This is a genomic window from Streptomyces sp. NPDC048479, assembly GCF_040651435.1.
Taxonomy (GTDB): Bacteria; Actinomycetota; Actinomycetes; order Streptomycetales; family Streptomycetaceae; genus Streptomyces.
The window spans coordinates 24,977-45,147 of sequence record NZ_JBEZKA010000036.1 but is presented as its reverse complement, the minus strand read 5'-3'; the positions used below and the strand labels follow the sequence as shown (position 1 = coordinate 45,147).

General features: G+C 71.0%; 12 protein-coding genes. 8 read left to right on the top strand and 4 right to left on the bottom strand.

The window, feature by feature from the left end:
- Positions 1–7: 7 nt before the first annotated feature.
- A complete protein-coding gene (locus AB0D12_RS35485) occupies positions 8–574 on the bottom strand; it encodes a hypothetical protein (protein WP_362692474.1) in 567 nt (188 codons plus the stop codon).
- A gap of 211 nt (positions 575–785) precedes the next feature.
- On the opposite strand from AB0D12_RS35485, the gene AB0D12_RS35480 reads away from it, so the two are divergent.
- Positions 786–2,231: an MFS transporter gene (locus AB0D12_RS35480; RefSeq protein ID WP_362692472.1), complete on the top strand. Its 1,446-nt coding sequence runs from the start codon at positions 786–788 to the stop codon at positions 2,229–2,231.
- Positions 2,232–2,323: 92 nt separating this feature from the next.
- A complete protein-coding gene (locus AB0D12_RS35475; RefSeq protein WP_362692518.1) occupies positions 2,324–4,414 on the top strand; it encodes an FUSC family protein in 2,091 nt (696 codons plus the stop codon).
- A gap of 30 nt (positions 4,415–4,444) precedes the next feature.
- On the opposite strand, the gene AB0D12_RS35470 is transcribed toward AB0D12_RS35475, so the two are convergent.
- Positions 4,445–4,747 carry a hypothetical protein gene (locus AB0D12_RS35470; RefSeq protein ID WP_362692469.1) on the bottom strand — a complete coding sequence of 101 codons (303 nt, stop codon included), beginning with the start codon at positions 4,745–4,747 and terminating at the stop codon, positions 4,445–4,447.
- A gap of 205 nt (positions 4,748–4,952) precedes the next feature.
- Between AB0D12_RS35470 and AB0D12_RS35465 the strand changes: the two genes are divergently transcribed.
- The 4 genes from AB0D12_RS35465 to AB0D12_RS35450 all read left to right on the top strand — a co-directional run bounded on the left by AB0D12_RS35465 (position 4,953) and on the right by AB0D12_RS35450 (position 11,452).
- Complete coding sequence (locus tag AB0D12_RS35465; RefSeq protein ID WP_362692466.1) at positions 4,953–5,639, top strand: FCD domain-containing protein; 687 nt, start codon at positions 4,953–4,955, stop codon at positions 5,637–5,639.
- Entirely contained in the window at positions 5,636–7,042 is a 1,407-nt protein-coding gene (locus AB0D12_RS35460) for a hypothetical protein (protein ID WP_362692462.1), read from the top strand. The genes AB0D12_RS35465 and AB0D12_RS35460 overlap by 4 nt, the downstream gene beginning before the upstream one ends.
- On the top strand, positions 7,039–8,874 hold the full coding sequence (locus AB0D12_RS35455; protein ID WP_362692459.1) for a GMC family oxidoreductase: 1,836 nt from the start codon (positions 7,039–7,041) through the stop codon (positions 8,872–8,874). The genes AB0D12_RS35460 and AB0D12_RS35455 overlap by 4 nt, the downstream gene beginning before the upstream one ends.
- 163 nt (positions 8,875–9,037) lie before the next feature.
- On the top strand, positions 9,038–11,452 hold the full coding sequence (locus tag AB0D12_RS35450; protein ID WP_362692456.1) for a SpoIIE family protein phosphatase: 2,415 nt from the start codon (positions 9,038–9,040) through the stop codon (positions 11,450–11,452).
- Positions 11,453–11,570: 118 nt separating this feature from the next.
- Here AB0D12_RS35450 and AB0D12_RS35445 read toward each other — a convergent pair whose 3' ends face one another.
- Together AB0D12_RS35445 and AB0D12_RS35440 are read right to left on the bottom strand one after the other, a co-directional pair.
- Positions 11,571–14,855: a GH92 family glycosyl hydrolase gene (locus tag AB0D12_RS35445; protein ID WP_362692453.1), complete on the bottom strand. Its 3,285-nt coding sequence runs from the start codon at positions 14,853–14,855 to the stop codon at positions 11,571–11,573.
- A gap of 414 nt (positions 14,856–15,269) precedes the next feature.
- Complete coding sequence (locus AB0D12_RS35440; RefSeq protein WP_362692451.1) at positions 15,270–16,643, bottom strand: hypothetical protein; 1,374 nt, start codon at positions 16,641–16,643, stop codon at positions 15,270–15,272.
- Positions 16,644–17,065: 422 nt separating this feature from the next.
- Here AB0D12_RS35440 and AB0D12_RS35435 point away from each other — a divergent pair, with 422 nt between their 5' ends.
- A complete protein-coding gene (locus AB0D12_RS35435; protein WP_362692448.1) occupies positions 17,066–17,458 on the top strand; it encodes a DUF664 domain-containing protein in 393 nt (130 codons plus the stop codon).
- A gap of 284 nt (positions 17,459–17,742) precedes the next feature.
- Complete coding sequence (locus AB0D12_RS35430) at positions 17,743–20,148, top strand: SpoIIE family protein phosphatase (protein ID WP_362692445.1); 2,406 nt, start codon at positions 17,743–17,745, stop codon at positions 20,146–20,148.
- The last annotated feature ends 23 nt before the right edge of the window (positions 20,149–20,171 follow it).

The following is a 20,171-nucleotide window of genomic DNA, read 5'->3' as shown; positions in this document are numbered from 1 at the left end:
CCGGCGGTCAGCGGTCGTCGAGGTTCAGACCGGAGGCGGGCTGTGAGAAGAGCCGTCGCGCGTTGGCGTCGAGGGCGGCGAAGCCCTCGACCAGCTGCGCCGCGACCCGCCAGCCGCCGTCCGTCCCGTCACCTGATCGCCCGTCACCCGGAGCGTCATCCGGCGCCTCGGCCGACCGTCCGTCACCCGGTGCATCGGCGGGCTCCAGCGGTGGAGCGAACTCCCAGACGTGGAACGCCTTTCCGGTAAATGTGTCGCTCACCGGCGATCCGTCGAGCCGGTGTCGTAGAAAGAATTCCAGCCGGGTGTGGGCGCGCCAGCGGCCGTCGGGCAGCCGCTCGGGCCGGGACATCTGCTCCACGGTGTGGGATTCGTAGAAGAACTCGGCACGCGCCTCGAGGAAGTCCCGCAGCCCCTGCTCGCCCTGCCAGATCAGCCCGTCGACGAAGCCGGTACGGAAGTCGTCGGTGAGCATTGCCTCCCGCATACGCTCCGCCGGCGCATGGGCCTGCAGCAGAGCGAAGTACCGCTCGATCGTGTCCCAGATCAGCGGGGCAGCGCGCTCGGAAGACATGCGACCTCCCATATTCCGGCTCGGTCCGGCGGCCCGCACCGCCGCCGGACCGAGCCCGTGCACTTCCTGCCATGGTGGCCCCGGACCGCGTTCCCCCGCGATCGGGACCGGCTGGGCTGCGGACCGGCGACCGTGAGCCGACAATGGGACAAGGGCGCCCGCCCGACCCACTCGCGACGTCGCGACGGAGTCGGCTGAGAGGAACGTGCGCATGCGCGCAGAGTCGTCATCGGCCGTGCGGAAAGGGTCCTTCACCGCGGTCGCGGTCGCGCTGTTCTGCATTCAGGTCGACTTCTTCGCGCTGAACCTGGCCATCCCCGGAATCGCGGACGAGCTCGGCGTTTCGTCTTCGGCCGCCCAGTGGACGCTCTCCGCGTACATGCTCGCTCTCGGCTGCTTCTTCATCGTGGGCGGCAGACTGGGGGACGTCTTCGGGCGGCGGGGCATCCTGCTCGTCGGTATCGCGCTGTTCGCGGCCGGTTCCGTGGGGTGCGCGCTCGCTCCCCAACTGGCGCTGCTGGTCGCCGCCCGGATCGTCCAGGGCATTGGGGCCGGCCTTGTCTTCCCGGTGTCCGTCGCCGTGATCAGCAATGCCTTTCCTCAGGAGATCCGGGCCCGCGCGCTGGGCGCTGCCTTCGGTATCGCCAACATCGGCACCGCACTGGGCCCGTTCGTGGGCGGCGGCTTCACCGAAGGCCCTGGCTGGCGCTGGATCTTCTGGCTGCTCGCGCTGCTGAGCACACTGGTGCTCCTCATCGCGGTCGTGTACGTCCCCGACTCACGGGACACCTCGGCGCCCCGCCAGCTCGATCTGATCGGCTGCTGCACCATCGTGTGCTGTCTGGCCGCTCTCACACTGGCAGTGGAACGCGGCAGCGCCTGGGGCTGGGACAGCGCTCGCACCCTCACACTCTTCGGGGTTGCCGTGCTGGCGGGCGGGCTCTTTCTGCTGCGCGAACGGTTGGCCCGGCATCCGCTGGTCGACCTGCGCCTGTTCCGCAACATCCCGTACGTCCTGGTGACCGGTATGGGTACGGTCGCCAACATGGGCTACGCCGTCACGGTCTTCCTGGCGACCCTCTATCTCCAGGGCGTGCGTGGTCTGTCCCCGCTCGTGGCGGGCTTCGTGTTCCTGGCCCCTGCCGTGCTCGTGGCTCTGAGCGGGCCGCTGGGAGCGCGGCTGGCACCGCGGATGCGTCCCACGGGGGTCATGGCCCTCGCCGGAGCGATCGCCGGGACGGGGATGATCTCGCTCAGCAACGTCACGGCATGGTGGCTGTACGTACCCGTGTTCGCCTGGTGCGGGCTCGGCCTCGGGCTGGGCTGGACCTTCTCCAGCGTCGCCACCCAGCAGGTCGTACCGCCCGCCCGAGCGGGCGAGGCGTCCGGTGTCCTGCTGACCTTCCTGGTCACCCTGGGTGCCGTCGCCCTCGCCGGCGCGGCGGCCACGATCACGGCGATGACCCCGGAGCGGCCGCCCGAGGACGCCTACGACGCGATCCTGCGCGTGGGCGGAGCCGTGATCCTGCTGGCGTCCGTCGTCGTCATGGTCGTACGCCACCGGCTCGTCGTCCACGGCAAGGTCCCGGCGCTGTCCATGCACGCGCCCTGGCCGCCCGCTGACGTGGGCGGCAGTACCCGTGAGGCCCGGCCGTGACCGGCACACGCACCACCGAACCGCAGAAGGCGCGCCACCGCTCCGCCTGGCGCAATCCAAAGCGGGCGTCGATCGTGCACCGGGCCGTCCGGGTGACCACTGCTGCCAGTGCCGGGTTCTATCCGTTCGTGTACGGGGTGGATCGGCCGGCGACGGCGCTGTACGCCCTCTTCGGGCCGGTGGCGCTCGGAATGCTGTCACCGATCCCCGGGTCCGGGCGGCAGCGGGCCGCCGTGATGCTGCGCGCGCTGCCGGTCGGCCTGGTGCTGGTCGCGCTGGGGACGGTGCTGGCCGTAAGCACCTGGGCGGCGGTTCTCGGGATGCTGGTCGTCGGATTCGTTCTCTCCTTTGCCGCGGTGGCGGGGCCCCGCCCGGCCGGAGCGGCCCCCGGGCTTCAGCTCTTCTACATCCTGGCCTGCTTCCCGCCCTACAATCCGGACGCTCTCGGGTCCCGGCTGGCGGGCCTCACCCTGGGTGTGCTGCTACTCGTCGCCTGCGAGCGCTTTCTGCTGCCCGAGCCGCCGACCGCCTCCTACCGGGAAAGCCTTGCGGACGCTGTCGCGATCGCGGGCCGTGCCGCCGCCGCGGCAGCCACGGCCCAGCCTCCTTGGGCGGGCGCCGTTGCGGCGGACCGGCTGCGGGCGACCGGCCGACAGCTGCGGCTTTCCCATCTTCCGCCCGCCGAACGGCCCGCCGGGGCGGGGCGTGTGGACCGGGCCCTGGCACAGGCTGGTAGCGCCGCGCGCCGACTGCTGGACCAACTGGCGCGGTTGGGCGACACCTCGGCAACCGCCGCCCCCACGACCGGCCTGGGCAAGGGCGCCGACGAGGACGCTGCGTCGGCCGATCTCCTCGGCCGCATCGCGGCACTCTGCGCCGCCACCGCGACAGCCCTGCGCACCGGCCGGTCGCCTCCACAGCCCGGGCCCCCGGCCCTGGACACGGCGATACGGGACTTCCAGGCGCTGCGTATCACGCAGGCGATCGGACCGCCGGAGGCCGTGCCCCCCGTGCCGCTGCTGCGACGCCAGGCCTCGGTCCTGGCCACTGCTGAGTCGGCCCGGGTTCTGGAGACCGCCGTACGGGTCGGACTGGACGGCAGGCGCACGCCGCCGATCCAGCCGCGCGAACTCTTCTGGTATGCCGACGCGCGTACGCCCCTCCTGTGGTGGCGGCGCCTCGCCTGCAATATGACGCTGCATTCGGTCGAGTTCCAGAACGCCACCCGGACCGCGCTCGGGCTGGGCGCTGCCCGGCTGGTGGCAGGCTCCCTGGATCTGTCCCACGGTTTCTGGGTGCTGCTCGCCGTGCTCACACTCGGCCGCACCACTGCCGCGGAAACGTGGAAGGCCGTGCGGCCGGCACTGATCGGCACCCTCGCCGGTTCGGTCGCGGCGGGCACACTGCTGCTCGCCGTCGGTCGGCACACCGATGCGTACGCGCCGGTCCTCGCGCCCTGCATGCTGGCCGCGTTCGCGCTCGGGCCGCTGCTCGGGATCGCCTGGGCACAGGCCCTGTTCACGCTGGTGGTGGCAGCAGCGTTCGCCCAGATCGCCCCCGCCTCCTGGCAACTGGCCGCGGACAGGATCGTGGACGTCGTCGCGGGCAGTGCGATCGGTCTGCTGTGCGGGCTGCTCGCCTGGCCGACCGGTGCCCGGCGTGAAGTGCGAAGAACCATGGCTGCCCTGTTGCACTCCTCCGGCCCGCTGATCACCGGGACTGTCGGGGTGCTCCTGGCCACGCCGCCGGGAGCAGTGCCCCCGCCGCCCACGCTCCCCCTCCTGAACCGACTGCGCCTCGCCGAGTCCGCGTACCTCCAGTACCGGAGCGAACCGAGCGATCCGTCGGCCGTGCCCATGCTGGACGGGCATGCTGTGCTCATCGCGGCGAACCACATCCTGGTCGGCGCTCAGTGGCTGCCCCGCTTCGATCTGCCCGTGGTCGCCGTCACCCCGGAGGCCGCCGCGTGGGCACGCGCAGCGGCCGAACGGCTCGTCCTGGCCACCGAACGGGTCGCGGCGCTCTGCGCCGGGGAGGGACCGCCGCCTGCGCTCCCGGCCTACCGCCCGCCTCCAGAGGTGCCGGGCGGCCCACCCCTGCCCATGCTGATTGACCTCGAGCGCTGGCTCAGCAGCCTCACCGCACAACTCGCCCGCATCGAGAGCTCGATGGGGCGCCCCTAGCGAAAGCGGCGGTCGGACGAAAAGGGGCGGTCAGACGAAGTTGACCTCGGCGCGCCGCAGAGGATCGTCCACCAGCTGCCAGAGAGGTACGGCGTAGTTGCCGAGGCGGTAGCGGCCGCCGAAACGGACAAGGAGCTCTTCCAGCAGCTCCAGCGCGAGTTCGCCGCCGCGAAAGGCCGTGAGCAGGCCGCGAGCGGCCTGCTCATCTCCGCCTGCCAGGACACCCCAGGCGGCCTCCGACGGCCCGGTCAACGGCAAGTTCACCGAGGTCCTGCTGAAGGTCTGGGACAACGGGCCGTTCAGCGGCGGATACCGCGCGTTCCACCGCGACATCCTGCGTCGTATGCCGGCGGACCAGAGCTCGAACTTCCACCTGGCAGGCCGGCCGGGCGTTGAGTTCGTCGAGCAGCGACGCTGAAGTGGGAGCCTCAATAGGCGTATTCGGAAGGGTGACAGCTGAAGCGACTCATTGACTTCGCCCGCCGACGCTGGTTCAGTGGCTCATCCACTGAGCCACTGAATCACGAAGGAGGGACGCATGGAGGCGCTGCCCCGCGAGACCATCGTCGATGTCCTCGAGACCAGGCTGCGCGAGGACATCCTGGCCGGGCGGCATCCGGCCGGCAGCTATCTGCCGCCGGAGCGCCAACTCGCCGACGGATACGGCGTCACCCGTACCACCCTCAAGCACGCCTTCGGCCGCCTCGTCCAGGCCGGACTGCTGGAGACGCGGCACGGAGTGGGCACACGGGTACGCGACTATGCGCGGCTCGGCGGGGCCGATCTGCTGCCCATGCTGGTACGGCACAGTCCCGACTGGATAGGCGAGATCTTCGAAGTGCGGTGCAGTATCGGTGCGTTGATCGCCGAGCGGGCAGCGGTCCGCGCCACCGAGGAGCACCGGGCCGAGCTGCGTGCCCTGCTGGCGGCGGTGCGGATGGCCGACGGCGGGGACGCGGTGCAGCTCGCCGACATCGAGGTACACCGGGCGCTGGCCCGCGCCACCGGGAATCGCGTGTACGTGCTCCTGACCAACACTCTCTTCAACGCCTATCTGCCGGTGCGGGCCGCCCTCGTGGGCCCTTTCACCAGCCCCGGTGCCGCACACGCCAGGCTGGAACCCGTGGTCGAAGCCGTTGCGGCGGGTGACGAGAGCGCCGCGCGGCGAGCCGCGGAGACCTATCTGACAGCAACGGAGCGGATCATGCTGGAGGGCCTCGTATGAGTACAGGTATGCGCAGGGGAACCAGGGGTACCGCGTTCCGGGAGACCATGCTCGGCACGGTCAGGCTCGAGGGGGAGGACCGGGCCCGCGCCGTTCGCCTCGAGCTGAGTGCCGCGGCGGATCGCGTGCTGCGCCCCCGTGGCACGACCGAGGCGCGGATCACCGGTCGGATACGCATCGCCGGATGGGCCGACGACCCTTGTGCCGAGGGCGAGTTGGAGATATCGCCGCTGGCCGGACGGCGTATCCGCTACCGGATCTCCTTCACGGCCGGCGATCGCCGACTCACCTTCGACGGCTGGAAGTCCGTGACGCCACGCAGGCCGCTGAGGTCGATGACCGTGCTGCCGTTCACGCTGTACGAGGAGGGAGAACAGGCCGGCGAAGGCATGCTGCGCTTCCCCGTGACGACGGGGCTCGTGCCGTTCCTCGCGAGCTTCCGTTTCCCGCGGCAGGAGGACGCGGGTGCGCACCTGGCGCCGCGCTGGAACGGCGAGCCGGGCCGTACCGAAGTCTGGTACACGACCTTGACCGACCCGGCGACCGGCACCGGGCTGTGGCTGCACCATGAACTCACCGCGCCCGCGGACGGGTCCGAGGCGTTCGCCCACGGCTGGGCCGCGGTGTTCCCCAAGGACGGTCCGGTACGGCACGCCCGCTTCGGCCCCGCGAAATGGACCGGGACCGGGGACGGGTTCACCGCGGACGGCGTGACCGCCGGGCCCGGACGGCTCTCCGGCTCGGCGGGCGCATTGCGCTGGGATCTGGCAGAACACGCCGATGGAACGCCGCTGTTCACCTTCCCTCGCTGGTCCTGGCGCCGGCCTCTGCTGCCGGCGGCGCAGATGCTGCCGGCCGCGCGGGCCTCGTACGGCGGGACATTCTCGTACGAGAACACGACCCTGACCCCCGTCGGCGCGCCCGGGGCCTCCGCCCGGATCTACGGCCATGGCAACGCGCGCCGCTGGGCCTGGCTGCACGCGGATCTCGGCGCGGGCGATGTACTGGAGATCGTGGCCGCGGTCTCCATGCGGCCCGGACTGCGCAGGCTGCCACCGCTGGTCTTTCTGCGTCTGCGCAGGGGCGGCCGTACCTGGCCGCGGCGGGCCGAGCGCACGGCGGTCGGCTGGGCCGGATTCGGGCGGTTCCGCTCCGCCATCGGGCTGCCCACCTGGACGGTGACCGGACGCGCGGGCCTGCGCCGCATCCGCGTCGAGGTCACCCAGCCCGAGGACCGCACGCTCGCGCTCGACTACACCGACCCCGACGGCTCTCACGCGATCTGCCGCAACAGTGAAAGCGCGGACGCGCACGTCCTGTTGCAGCGCTGGTGGGGCGGCTGGCGCACCGAGGCCGAGTGGACCTTGGCCGGCACGGCGCATGCGGAGGTGGGCACACGATGAGTCTCGACGGTCTTGTGGCTGCGCTCATCGCCGACGACGGCACCGCGGACTGGCCCGCCCGGGTCCCCGGCAGGCTGGAGGCCGTCATCGGCTCGATGCCCTCGCCGGCCCGTGCCGGGGTACGGGCGGCGGCGGGCGCCGTCGACGCGTATGCCGTGGTACGGACCGGACGCAGGCTCGCCGCTCTCACCGCCGCGGAGCGTGAGACCGTGCTCGGCGCCCTCGGTGCGCGCCCCGCACTCCTGCCCCTCCTCGACGTACTCAAGGTGCCGGTCCTGCTTGCTGCCGGAACCGAGCGAATGCTCGAACACGGCCTACGCACACCTGCGTTGGTGCGCGAGGATCCACCGCTCGACTGCACTCCGTCCCCCGACTGGCCGGCGCGCTCCACCGCCGACGCCGTGGTCATCGGCTCCGGCGCGGGCGGCGCCATGGCCGCACGGACCCTGGCCCGGGCGGGTCTCCGCGTCGTCGTACTCGAAGAAGGGCAGCACCACTCCACGGCGTCCTTCGGGCGGCGCACCCCGCTCGACCGATTCGCCGAGCTCTACCGGGACGGCGGGGCCACTGTCGCCGTGGGCAGCCCACCGCTGCTGCTTCCGGTGGGCCGGGCGGTCGGCGGTACGACGGTCGTCAACTCCGGGACCTGCTACCGCACTCCGGACCATGTCCTGGCGCGCTGGACGGGCGACTTCGGCTTCTCGCTCGCCGAGCGCTTCGGCCCGTACCTCGACGAGGTCGAACGCACGCTGCGGGTGGCCACCCAGCCGCTGGACGTCCTCGGCAACAACGGCCGGCTCGCGCTCGCCGGGGCCGAGCGCCTCGGCTGGCGGGCCGCGCCCCTGCGTCGCAACGCGACCGGCTGCAAGGGATCCTGCCAGTGCGTGGTGGGCTGTCCGACCGGCGCCAAACAGAGCGTGCAGCTGTCGGTCCTGCCCGATGCCTGCGCCGCAGGAGCCCGCATCGTCACCGGCGCGCAGGCCCGGCGCGTCCTGGTCGACGCCGGCCGTCAGGGCGGCCCGCGCGCGGCGGGCGTCCTCGTACGACGGGAGAACGGCGGCGAATTCGAGATCCTTGCCCCGCTGATCGTCGTCGCCGCAGGTGCCCTGCAGTCCCCGCCCCTGCTGCGCCGCTCTGGCCTCGGCCGGCATCCGAGGCTCGGCCGCAACCTCAGCGTCCACCCGGCGACCAGCGTCGCCGGCCGGTTCGCCGAGCCGGTCACCGCCTGGGAGGGAGTGCTGCAGAGCGTCGGGGTGGAGGAGCTGCACGGCGACGGCGTACTGATCGAGGCCACTGCGACCCCGCCGGGCATGGGCTCTTTCGTGCTGCCGGGTCTGGGCAGCGAGTTGCGGCGCGAACTGGAGAGCGCCGACCGGCTCGCCACGCTCGGAGCGATGATCGCCGACCGTCCGTCCGGGCGGGTACTGGGCCGGGAGCGAACCCTGCTCCGCTACGACCTGGACCGGCGCGACGGGGACCGTTTGATGCGTGCCGTACGCGCCATGGGGGAACTGCTCTTCGCGGCGGGCGCGGAGGAGGTCCTCACCGGCATCCCCACCGCGCCGCGCGTCCGCAGCCTGTCCGAACTGGACGAGACCCTCGCACATGTGGGCCCGCGCCGGCTGCACCTGTCCGCGTACCACCCCACGGGCACGGTGGCCGCAGGCGCCGACGCACAGCGCTTCCCGGCCGACCCGGAAGGGCGGCTGCGCGGCGTGCACGGAGTGCTGATCGCGGACGGCGCGGTGCTGCCGGGCTGCCCCGAGGTCAATCCGCAGCTGAGCATCATGGCCGCGGCGCTGGCGGTCGCCGAAGGCCATGTGCGGGGGTGACGGGCTGGGTCCGTCGTACGGCTACCACGGATTTCTTCACCCCGCACGGCGCTCCGGTCGACGGCCGGGTGTCAGGGGGTGCTCATCCGCCGGGCCCATTGCGGTTGTGCCGGTCCGGGTCAGGGCGGATTCTGGAGGCAATGAACCGGGCTGGTGTGGCGCCATGAGCGCGTGGAGCGCGGCGAAAACTGCCGATTTCCGTGGCCCGCTCGACGTCGCCAGGGCTGCCACGGTGGTACTCGATGCCCAGGACACGGTCATCGGGTGGAGCCGCGCGGCCGAGGTTCTCCTCGGCTACCCGCAGAACGAGATCGTCGGACGGCCGCTGGCCACGTTCCTGTCGCCCCGGCAGGCCTCCGAAAGCGCTGCGGATCAGGAGTCCGCCCTGGCCTCGGGCACCCCGCTGAGCGGGAGCGATATCCGTGTCGCCCGGCACCGGGACGGCCGTAGCCTGCTGGTCGCAACCCTGGTGTGCCCCCTGCCCGGCGCCGGGGCGGCGGCTCGTGTTCTCGTCGCGGCCGAACTGGAGCAGCTACGGCTGTGGGAATCCCGGCTGGCCCTGCTTCACGGCCTGGCCACCCAGTCGCCCGTCGGGCTGGGCATCTATGACACCGACCTGCGCCTGACGTGGTGCAACGCCGCATACGAACGGGAGATCGGGCTGCCGTTCGCCGAGTTTCGCGGTCTGCGAGCCGATGAGATGTACTCCGAGGGCAGGTTTGTGACCAAGGGGTACCCGGACAATCTCGACGCCGTGATGCACCACGTACTCGACACCGGCGAGCCGATCGTCGACCTGCACTTCCGCGGTGAGCCGCCCAGCGACCCCGGAACAACCCACCTCTGGTCATGCTCCTACTACCGGTTGCAGGACGCCGACGGGCATGTATTCGGATTGTGCGAGGACGCGTTCGACATCACCGATCGCTACGAGGCCCAGCGGCGGCTGGCCCTGCTTGTCGAGGCAGGGCGCGCAGTCGGCACAGCCCTGGATGTGATCGTCACTGCCGAGGAGATCACCGAGGTGGCGGTCCCGGAGTTTGCCGACACCGTGACGGTCGACCTGGTGAGGGAGGTACTGGAGGGCGAGGTGCCGGCCGTCGGCAGCCTGGGGGCACCTGAACTCGTACGGGCCGCCTCCCGCTCCGCCCCGGCGACGAGCGGGCCGGACGGCCCCGGCGATCCGAAGGAGCCGCGTCAGCCTTCGCCTGTCGCGTACCCGCCTGGTTCGCCGCAGTACCGAGCCCTCTCCTCCGGCGGGCTCACGCTGGTGGAGAACACCTTGGTCGTGCCGTTGCGGGCAGGGGGCGACACGCTGGGACTCATCACTTTCCTTCGCAGTGCGCCGTTGGCCACGTTCGACAACGGCGAGGTCGCACTCGCCGACGAGCTGGCGGCCCGTACGGCGGTATGCATCGACAACGCCCGGCGCTTCACCCGTGAGCGCACGGCCTCACTCGCCCTGCAGCGCCACCTTCTGCCGCAACACCTGCCGCAGCCGTCGGCGGTCGACCTGGCCCATCGATATCTGCCTGCGGACAACCTGACAGGGGTCGGCGGCGACTGGTTCGACGTCATCGCGCTTTCCGGAACCCGGGTCGGACTCGTCGTCGGGGATGTGGTCGGCCACGGCCTGCAGGCCGCGGCCACCATGGGACGGCTGCGCACGACCGTACGCGCGCTCGCACAGCTGGACCTGGCCCCGGACGAACTGCTCATGAGACTCGACAATCTGGTGGGCACGGCGGCGGAGGAACAGTCGGAAGCACTCGGCACGCCCGCCACTCAAGACGACGACGCCACCGGGGCGACCTGTCTCTACGTGGTCTACGATCCGGTCTCGCGACGCTGCAGCATGGCCCGGGCGGGGCACCTGCCGCCGGTGGTGGTGGACCCCGACGGCCGCGTGTCCTTCCCGGATCTGCCGGCCGGCCCGCCGCTGGGACTGGGCGGCCTGCCGTTCGAGTCCATGGAGATCGAGCTGCCGGTGGGCAGCCTGTTGGCCCTGTTCACCGATGGCCTGGTCGAAGCCCGCGACCGCGACGTCGATCAGGGGCTCGACACCCTGGCGCGGATGCTCGGCGACCCCAGCGGGTCACTGGATGAACTGTGCGACCGCGCAATGTCGGGACTCCTGCCGGACGGCACGACAGAAGACGACGCGGCACTGCTGCTCGTCCGTACCCGCGAACTCGACGCCGGGCAGGTGGCCGAGTGGGAGCTGCCCGCCGAACCGGTCGCAGTGGGCCACGCCCGGGAGCTTGCCACCGGACAGCTCCACGAATGGGGCCTGGAAGAGCTGTCGTTCTCGACCGAGCTCGTCGTCAGCGAGCTGGTCACCAATGCGATCCGGCATGCGGAGGGCCCGTTGCGCCTGCGCCTGATCCGTGATCGCACGCTCCTGTGCGAGGTCGCGGACACCGGCCACACCTCGCCGCACCTGCGCCACAGCGCGGAGGACGACGAGGGCGGGCGGGGGCTGTTCATCGTCGCGCAGCTTGTTCACCGATGGGGAACGCGCTACACCGAGTCCGGGAAGACCATCTGGACGGAACAGGCGTTTCCTTCGGAGAGGTGAGGGGCCGGGCCAGTACAGTCGCCCCGCCCGAGAAGGGGAGGGGCGACTGCTGTGCGGTTGCGCGGTCGGGCACCACGCCCGGCGGATATCGGCGGGTGGGCAGCCCGGTCAGGCATGTTCAGCCCAGCGCCACCGTGAACACATGGATGTTCTGGTTGTCCGGCAGTGTCACGCTCCTGATGGTCTTGCCGGAGGGCGCGTGGAAGGACTCGGTGGCAAAGATGTAGGCGTCCACCACGTCCTTGTCGCCGCCGCTGACATTGCGGTACGGGGTCCTGGCGACGGTCTCGTTCCCGTACTGGACCGTGCCGCCCCCGCCGCCGACCGTCCAGTCGGTGAAGGAGAGATCGGCTGTGCCCGAACTGCCGTCGGTGTACGTCACCTTCGCCGTCGCCGCCTGGTTGCCGTTGACGGCGCTGCCGAGGAAGGAGAGCGCGGCCGGCGTGCCGGCGAGGTCGATCGTCTGGCCGGTGGCCGAGGCGTTGTCGGGGCGGGCCACTGGTGATGCCGGCCAGGTGAACTCAAGGCCCTGGGTGGTGCCCTTGGCGCCCGGCGCGAGTCCGGCGCCGGTGAGTGCCTGGCGCGAGTAGCTCCAGCCGCCGCCGTCGTAATCGGCTTCGTCGTGCTCGCCCGCATCGTCGGAGGCGCCGGCGTTGTTGTACGCGGCGAGCAGACTGCCGGGCTTCGCGACAGTGAGGGTGACCGGCTGCTTCACGGCCAGACCACCGCCACTCGTGACGGCCACCTCGGCATCGTAGAAGCCTTCTGCCGTCCGCTCTCCTGCCGTCAGCTTGATCTCGGCGGTTCCTTCCGGCCCGACCGTGCCGGAGAGGGGTGAGGCGGTGAGTCCGGCCGGCGCGGTGACCTTGAAGTTCACGTCCGGTCCCTCGCCGGAACTCACCTGTACAGCCGCGACCTTGACGGTCAGTGAGCCGCCGGGAGCGATGGTCCCGGCGGTCGGTCCGACGCCGATCTGGTAAGGCTGCTCGCCGGTGCGGAACGACGGCGGGGCGCTGTCGGCGGCCGAACCCCAGGAGCGGTTGGGCTCCTTGCCGAGGGTGTAGTCGAGGCTCCCGCCACGAGCGACGAGGGAGGCGGGCAGCCACGGCTTGTCGCTTGTCGCGCCGTTGAGCTTCAGCGACTGGACATACGGGGCGTCGGCTGCCGCGCCCGGTGCCCTCACGGTGATGTCGCGCTGGCCGCGCTCGATCTGGATGCGCGGGAACAGCGGTGACGACAGGACGAGTTCGGCGCGCGATGGCACCTGCGGGTACATGCCCATCGCGGAGAAGACGTACCAGGAGGACATGGCGCCGAGGTCGTCGTTGCCTGGAATGCCCTCGGGCGCGGTGGACCACAGTTTCCGCATCGCGGCCCGTACGGTCTCCTGCGTCTTGTACGGCTGGCCTGCGTACGCGTACAGGTAGGGCACGTTGATGGACGGTTCGTTGTCCATCTCGGACTTGTCGCCGCCGCTGCCGGTGAAGGCCCAGCTGCCGTCGGAGTTGTGGAAGAAGGAGTCCAGGCGCTTTACGGCCTGGTTCTTGCCGCCCATCGCCGCGAAGAGACCCGCGGCATTGTGCGGGACCATCCAGGTGTACTGGGCCGCGGTGCCCTCGACGAAGCCGTTGCCGGTGGCCGGGGTGAAGCCGGTGACCCAGCTGCCGTCGGACTTGCGGTTGGCGATGTATCCGCCGGTCGGGTCGGCGGCGGCGTTGAAGTTGTTCTGCCACCACTGGGCACGCTCGGCGAACGTCTTGGCCGTCTTCTTCCTGCCAGCCGCGGTGGCGAGCTGGGAGAGGGCGAAGTCGGCGCCGGAGATCTCCAGGGTCTCGGCCGCGCCGCCCCAGGCATTCGAGACGGACGGCATGTAGTGGCTGGCCAGGTACTTGTCGAGGGACGGCCGCTGCCCCACCGACAGGATCGGCTTTCCGGCCGGGCTGAGGTCCTTTTCGGTCGGTACGGTCGCCGCCTTGACCAGTGAGTCCAGTGCTCCTCCCAGGTCGAAGCCGTCGCCGCCGAAGGCGTGGATGCCGGCGAGGGCGGCGGGCGACGGGTCTCCGTTCATGACGTGCGTACCGCCGGAGTTGTGGATCCACCGGTCCCACAGGCCGCCGTTCTGGCGGGCGAGGTTGTACAGCGACTGGGCGATGTCCGAGCCGGTGTGCGGCTTGATGAGCGTCAGCAGCTGGAGCTGCGAGCGGTAGACGTCCCAGCCCGAGAAGGTGCCGTACTGGGCCTTCTGCCTGCCTCCTACCGCGTGGACCTTGCCGTCGCTGCCCGCGTACCGCCCGTCGGAGTCGTTGACGACGTTGGGGTGCAGGAGGGCGTGGTAGAGCGCGGTGTAGAAGGTCGTGCGGTCGGTGTCGGCGCCGCCTCCGACGCGGATGGCGGAGAGTTCGCGACGCCAGGCGTCGTGCGCGGCCCGCCGTACGTCGTCGAAGGAGCGGGCCGGCGGGTTCTCGGCGGCGAGATTGGCCTCGGCGCCCTTCTGGTCGACATAGGAGATCGCCACCTTCACTCCGACGGGGTCCTTGCCGGGCGCGAACTGAACGTATCCGCCCGAGCCCTTGCCCGCGACGGGGCGGCCGTCGGTGCCGAAGCCGCCCGTCCCGCCGTCGGCCGTGGTGACGCCCGGCTTCAACTCGCCGTCCTTCCAGGTCCCGTGGGACGTGAAGGCGCGGTCGAAGGTGGCGGTGAAGTGGACCCTGTAGTAGCTGCGGCGGCCCTCGGGATCGAGGTATCCGCAGAAGTTGCCGCTGGTGACCGAGCCGGAGACGGTGCGGCGCTGCGGATCGATGTCGATCCGCGCGTCCGTGGAGCCGACCTCGGAGTTGGCGCTGCGGATGAGGAGCGAGGCCGCCTTGTCCTCGGGGAAGGTGAAGCGGCCGGAGCCGGTACGGGTGGTGGCGGTCAGGTCGGCGGTGACGCCGGACTTCAGCACGACCTTGTAGCGGCCGGGTTCGGCGGTTTCGTCGGCGTGGCTGAAGTCGGATGCGTACACCGCGTCCTTGGTGTCCGCGGCGGGGGAGGAGGTGACCTCGCCCGCGTACGGGAAGAACGGGATGTCGCCGGAGCCGCCCGCGCAGCCGGTGCCGGACATATGGGTCAGGCTGAAGCCGCGGATGCGAGTGGCGTCGTACTGATAACCGCCCGGAGCGGCAGTGCGGGTGGCGTTTCCGCGGGTGTTCTCGGGACTCCAGGAGAGCATCCCCTGCGGGAGAACGGCGCCGGGAAAGGTGTTGCCGCCGTTCCTGCTGCCGATCAGCGGGTTGACGTAGGCGGTCGGATCACTGACGAGGGGCAATGCCGTGTCCGCCGCCGCAGGAGCGGCGAGCGCGGGCACGGTGAGCCCCACGGTCAGCGCCACGGCCGCGAAGGCGGCCGGGAGCTTCAAGGGCATGGCGGTCCTGCCTTGTCGGAAGGGCCACGCACGACGGGTCGAACAAGCCGGAGGGGACCGTACCGCACATCCCACGCATCCCGTAAGGGCACTCTCGCCCCGTGTGCTCAACACGCTGAGCCCCCGATTCCGAACACCCTTGACGACACTGTGCGGTTGGCGCTCTACTGATCGGCATCTCCGACTGACAACGTTGTCGCGCTGCGGCGGGTCGAACAAGCCCAAGCCCGTCCAAGGTCGGCAACACAGAGGGGCGCGTCATGAAGTGGCCCTCACCCGCCACGACGCCGAGCGCTGACCGGGCGCTCGGCCGGTTGCTTGTGCCGCCGCTGGAAGCGGAATCGCGATGGAGCAGAAAGCCCCTGCCGAATTCCTCGGCGGGGGCTCCCGGTTGCTGGTGCCGGACGTCAGACGTCAGGCCGCTGCGCCCCCGCCGTGTGCCAGCGGCCACTCCCGGTGCAGGCTGCCCAGGGGGATGCGGTGCTGGAACACGGGCGTACCGAAAATGGACAACTGCAGCTGCAGCCATCCCGTCAGATCCACCCCGCCGTAGATCTTCCAGGTTCCCGCGACGGTTCCCGGTGTCGCGACAGCGGTGGCCTCGCCTCGTAGGTAGGGGGCGAGATCGGCGGTGACGCCGACCGCGCCGTACAGGCCGACCGTGGCCTCGGCGCCGAGAACGGCCTTCACGTTGCCGGCCGCGGTCACCTTCGCCCGTACCGGGGTGCCGGTCATGTCGGAGGTGCTGACAGGCTTCCATCCGCCCGACTTCGAGTAGCTGCCGCCGATCCGGAAGCCACCCTTGAGGTCCTGCTTGATGTCGACGGTGACGGTGCCGTCCGCGGCCACCTGGGCGTACGCCGTGAGGTCGAGATTCACCACCACCGGCACAGGCCCGACCTGGATCACGGGATCGGCGTGCAGCTTGGCGAACGGAATCCGCACCGGCTTGCCGCCGGCGACGGCTTTGCCCTTCAGCTGCCACTGCGACGTCCAGTCACCGCTCAGTCCCAGGAAGGCGGCGTCCGGCGTGAGGACGGAGGACCCGTCGTACGAGAACTCGACCGCGGGTGCCAGCTGCACATAGCCGGCGACCGACGCCGCCCCCGCCACGGGAGCGCCCTCGGTGACCGGCAGCGGAACCGACGCGCCGACATCGATCCGCAGGCTTCCGAGCGGCAACTTCGCACCCTGGGGGCCGACATGGATGTTCCCGGCCTTCGCCCAGGAGACCTTTACTCCCTGGACCAGCGGCTCGACGTCGACGGTCGCCGGATCGACCGGGACCGTGCCCTGTGCCTTGTCGTCACCGAGCAGCGCGCTGAGCTTCGCGGGCTCAGTCCTGACTTCGGTGCCCTTGTCGGTCTTTCCCGCCACGTCGGTGACCTTGGCGAGCAGCCCGTCGGGCGCTCCGGGTGCGGGACCGCTGGCGATGACGTCGCCGACGGCGGGAGTGTTCTTGGCGGGTGTGGGCCCTGAAGGGGCTTTCTCCGCACTGGATATGACAGCCCGTCGACTGGAGCGGTCGTAGGAGGCGACCTTCAGCGGCGACTTCTTCGCCTTCGCGCCGCCGCCTGCCCGCGCGACGGCGGTCGGCTTCCCCTCGGGCACCCCGGCCACGGCAAGCTGCTGCGAGGGGCTGGGGTCGGGGTTCGCGATGCTGGTGGGGTGCTGGGCGCCGGTGGCCGCGGCGGGTGGTGTCCCGGTCCCGGCCGAACAGCCGGTTGCGAGCAGGGAAATGGAGGCCAGAGTCAGTAAAACGACATGTCTGGCAGGGAGCTTACGCACGTAGGAATCCTCGGAGCGTGTGTTGGGGGAGACGCGCAACAGGGGAAGGACTCGCCTGTACTGACGAGTAACAACTGGCCGTACGATCCCACACGCATCACGGCCATCGCGGAGATTCCTGGGAATCCGGGGGATGACCTGGATCACATCGCTGTCCCGCGAACTGCCGTGCGCACGGAGGCCACTTCGGGCGGCCCGGGAACGACGGCATCCCGCTCGATCGGCCGGTTCCCACATGGTCGAGTCGGAGCCGTCCCCCGACAACGACCTACGGACCGAAGGGTCGTTGGAGAATCAGCCCACTCGGAGCTATGGGTGGTGGGACATGTTCCTCCACCCGATGACGATCCGCGGACCGATGGGCAGGACGTGCCGCGGCACACCGCTCCGACACCGACCGCAACGGAGGCTTCGACGGCGCGGTGCCCGATCCCGAGGTGGTCGCAGAGCCGTGGGAGACCTGGCGCGCCGAGGTCGCGTTTCGCGGAACGGTTCGTGGCCGAGGCGCCCGATCTCGATGTCACCGGTACCACGGCCATGAGCCGATCTTGCTCCGCGAGGTCCTGGTGCACATGATCGAGGAGTACGCCCGGCACAACGGCCACGCCGACTTTCTGCGCGAGCGGATCGGCGGAAGAGCGGGTCAGTGGGCGTCGGGCTTGTTCGGGGTCCCAGACGTAACCAGCCACACCACGGAGACCGCCGCACCGTTCTCGAGCACGCTCGAGGCGCAGTCGTCGTCGAAGCGGACCGGGATCGCCGCCGGCGCCCGCTTCGCGCCGGTCTGCCACAAACCTGCTGCGGCCCCGGCGTAGGCCGGACCGCTGTGGAGCAGGGCGGGAGCCCGGTCGCACGCGACCAGAGCTGCGGAACACACGTAGAAGCCCGCACGCGGCGCCCGCCTTCCCTAGGCTGGAAGTGACGGGTCCCAGATGCGTGACGAGGTGGGTGTGCCTCCTCGGAGGGCGGCTCGCTCTGCGAAGACCGGTCGGATGCGAGGGAAGATGAGACGTCCGGCGATGGAGCCACCGAGCCCACGGGTGCACCTCGTGGGTCGCGCGAAGCGTGTCCGCTCCCTGCGACTGGGGCGCTGGGGACTGTGAGAGAGCGGGTCCGGGTCTTCGGTGGGGCGGTGCTGGCCGCTGTCTATGTGCTGGGCAAGAGGAACGACAGTCTGGAGCTTGCGGAGTCGGCGGGCGGGTCCGGCGCCCTGTACGGGCTGTCGCCCAGCTATCCCCTCTCCGGTCGTTCTCCCGTGGCGGACGCCTTCCAGACCGGCCGCCCCCTGTGGCTGAACGCGGCGGGGATCGCCGCCTACGGCGAGAACCCCCCGGAGGTCCTGCCCGCCAACATCTCGCTGGGCGCACTGCCGCTCGGTGCGAACGGCATTCCGCTGGGCTGTCTGGTTGTCGTGGACGACGTCGCGGACGGCTTCGACGCCGACCGGCGCAACTTTCTGGAGCTCTACGCCGACCAGGTCACCGCATGGCTCGAAGCAGGCGGTGAACCTGACTCCCGCGTCGGCCGCACGGGGCCCCGGCCGCTGCTGGGCCCCGCCCTGGACCGCTTCTGCGTTGGCTCGTTCACCCTGCTCCTGAGCACGGGGCGGATCGACGTGGACGCCCGGGTGCTCAACCTGGTCGACATCCCGCGGGACGACTTCGACGGACGTTTGGAGACGCTGCTGGCGCACACCGTCCCCGACGATCTGCCCGCGCTGATGTCCGTCGTCGAGCCGGGCCACATATCTTCCGGTGGCCGGGAACTCGAGTTCCGCATCCGCCGCCCCACCGGCGAGCTGCGCTGGCTGCGCCTGCGGTACCGGGTGCTGGCGGACAGCGAAGGCAAACCGGAGCGGGTACTCGGAGTGGTCGCCGACGCCTCGCATCTGCGGCCCACCGCCGACGAGGTCTCCAGGGTGCAGCGACTGTCCGTCGCGCTGGCCGGTGCGATGACCGTCCGGGACGTCAGCAGGGCGGTGGTCGTCGCCCTGCGCGACCCGCTGGAAGCAGATCGGGTGGCTCTTGCCGAGCTGGAGGGCGACCGGTTGGTGGTCACAGTCCTCGATCCACCGGAACCCGATGCCTGGCCGGGGCTCTGGCGGTCCGAATGGCGGTCCGAGTGGCCCGATGCGCCCGCGGGCGCGCTGCCCACGCTGGAGGCCGCGGTGCGCGAGGGCCGCATGAGCCTGTGGACGGCGGGTTCCACCCTTGAACCGGGCCTCAGAGGTGTGGGCCCCGGTGGTCTCGCCGTTCTGCCGCTCCCGGCCGAAGGCCGGGTGGTCGGCGCGTGCCTGGTCGGATGGGACGAGCCGCACGCGTTCGGCCCCGAGGAGCGGTACCTGCTCACCGCGACCGCGGGCCTGGTGGGACAGGCCCTGGTGCGCGCCCGTGCGCTCGACGCCGAGCACGAGCTCGCCACAATGCTCCAGCGCAGCCTGCTGCCCCGTAAGCTCCCGCGGCTGTCCGGCGCGGTGGCCGTCGCCCGCTATCTGCCGGCGACGGTGGGACTGGCGGTGGGCGGCGACTGGTACGACGTGATCCCGCTCTCCGAGAACCATGTGGCGCTGGTCGTCGGGGATGTGCAGGGGCACAACGCGGGTGCCGCGACGATCATGGGCCAGATGCGTACGGCGATCAGGGCCTATGCCGTGGAGGGCCATCCGCCCGACGTGGTCGTCTCCCGCGCCAATCGCCTGCTCGTCGGTATGGAGACCGACCTCTTCGCCACCTGCTGCTATGTCGCCATCGACATGGAGGAGGGCACCGCCTGGTGCGTCCGGGCGGGGCATCTCCCGCCGTTGCTTCGTATCCCGGGCGGCGGTACCGGTGAGGTGGAGATCGAGGGTGGGCCGCCGCTGGGCGTGGTGGCGGAGGCAGAGTTCCCGATGACCACGGTCGCACTGGTCCCGGGCGCGGTTCTCGCGCTGCTGACGGACGGCCTGGTCGAGTCGTCGAGCCTTCACCTGGACGACGGCCTGCGCCGGGTGTGCGACGCACTCTCCACCGCCGATCCGTCCGATGCCGGGCGGATGGCCGACGAACTGCTCGGCGGCGTCAACCGGCGCGACGACGATGTGGCCCTGATGCTCCTGCGCTACGACGGGATAGGGGTCCGGCCGCTCCGGGCGACCTGGACGGTGTGGAGGCTGCCCGATGCCGTCGCGCACGCGCGCCGCTTCACCTCCCGCACATTGCGTTCCTGGAACGTGACGGAAGAGCGCGACGCGATCCTGCTGATCGCCTCCGAGCTGGTCACCAATGCCCTGGTGCACACCCAGGGTCAGGTGCGCCTCGATCTCACATTCACGGGGGAGCGGCTGAGGGTGGCGGTGAGCGACTCGTCGCCGCGCGCGCCCGTGAAACCGGCGAGTATGGACTGGGAGGCGACCGGTGGCCGGGGGATCCTGCTCGTCGAGGCGGTGTCGGCGTCGTACGGCTCCGTGCCGCTCGGCGGCGGGAAGCAGGTGTGGGCGGAGGCCGTCCTGCCACGACGCGAGCTCTGATCGGGGGTGTGCGGGTAGGCCAG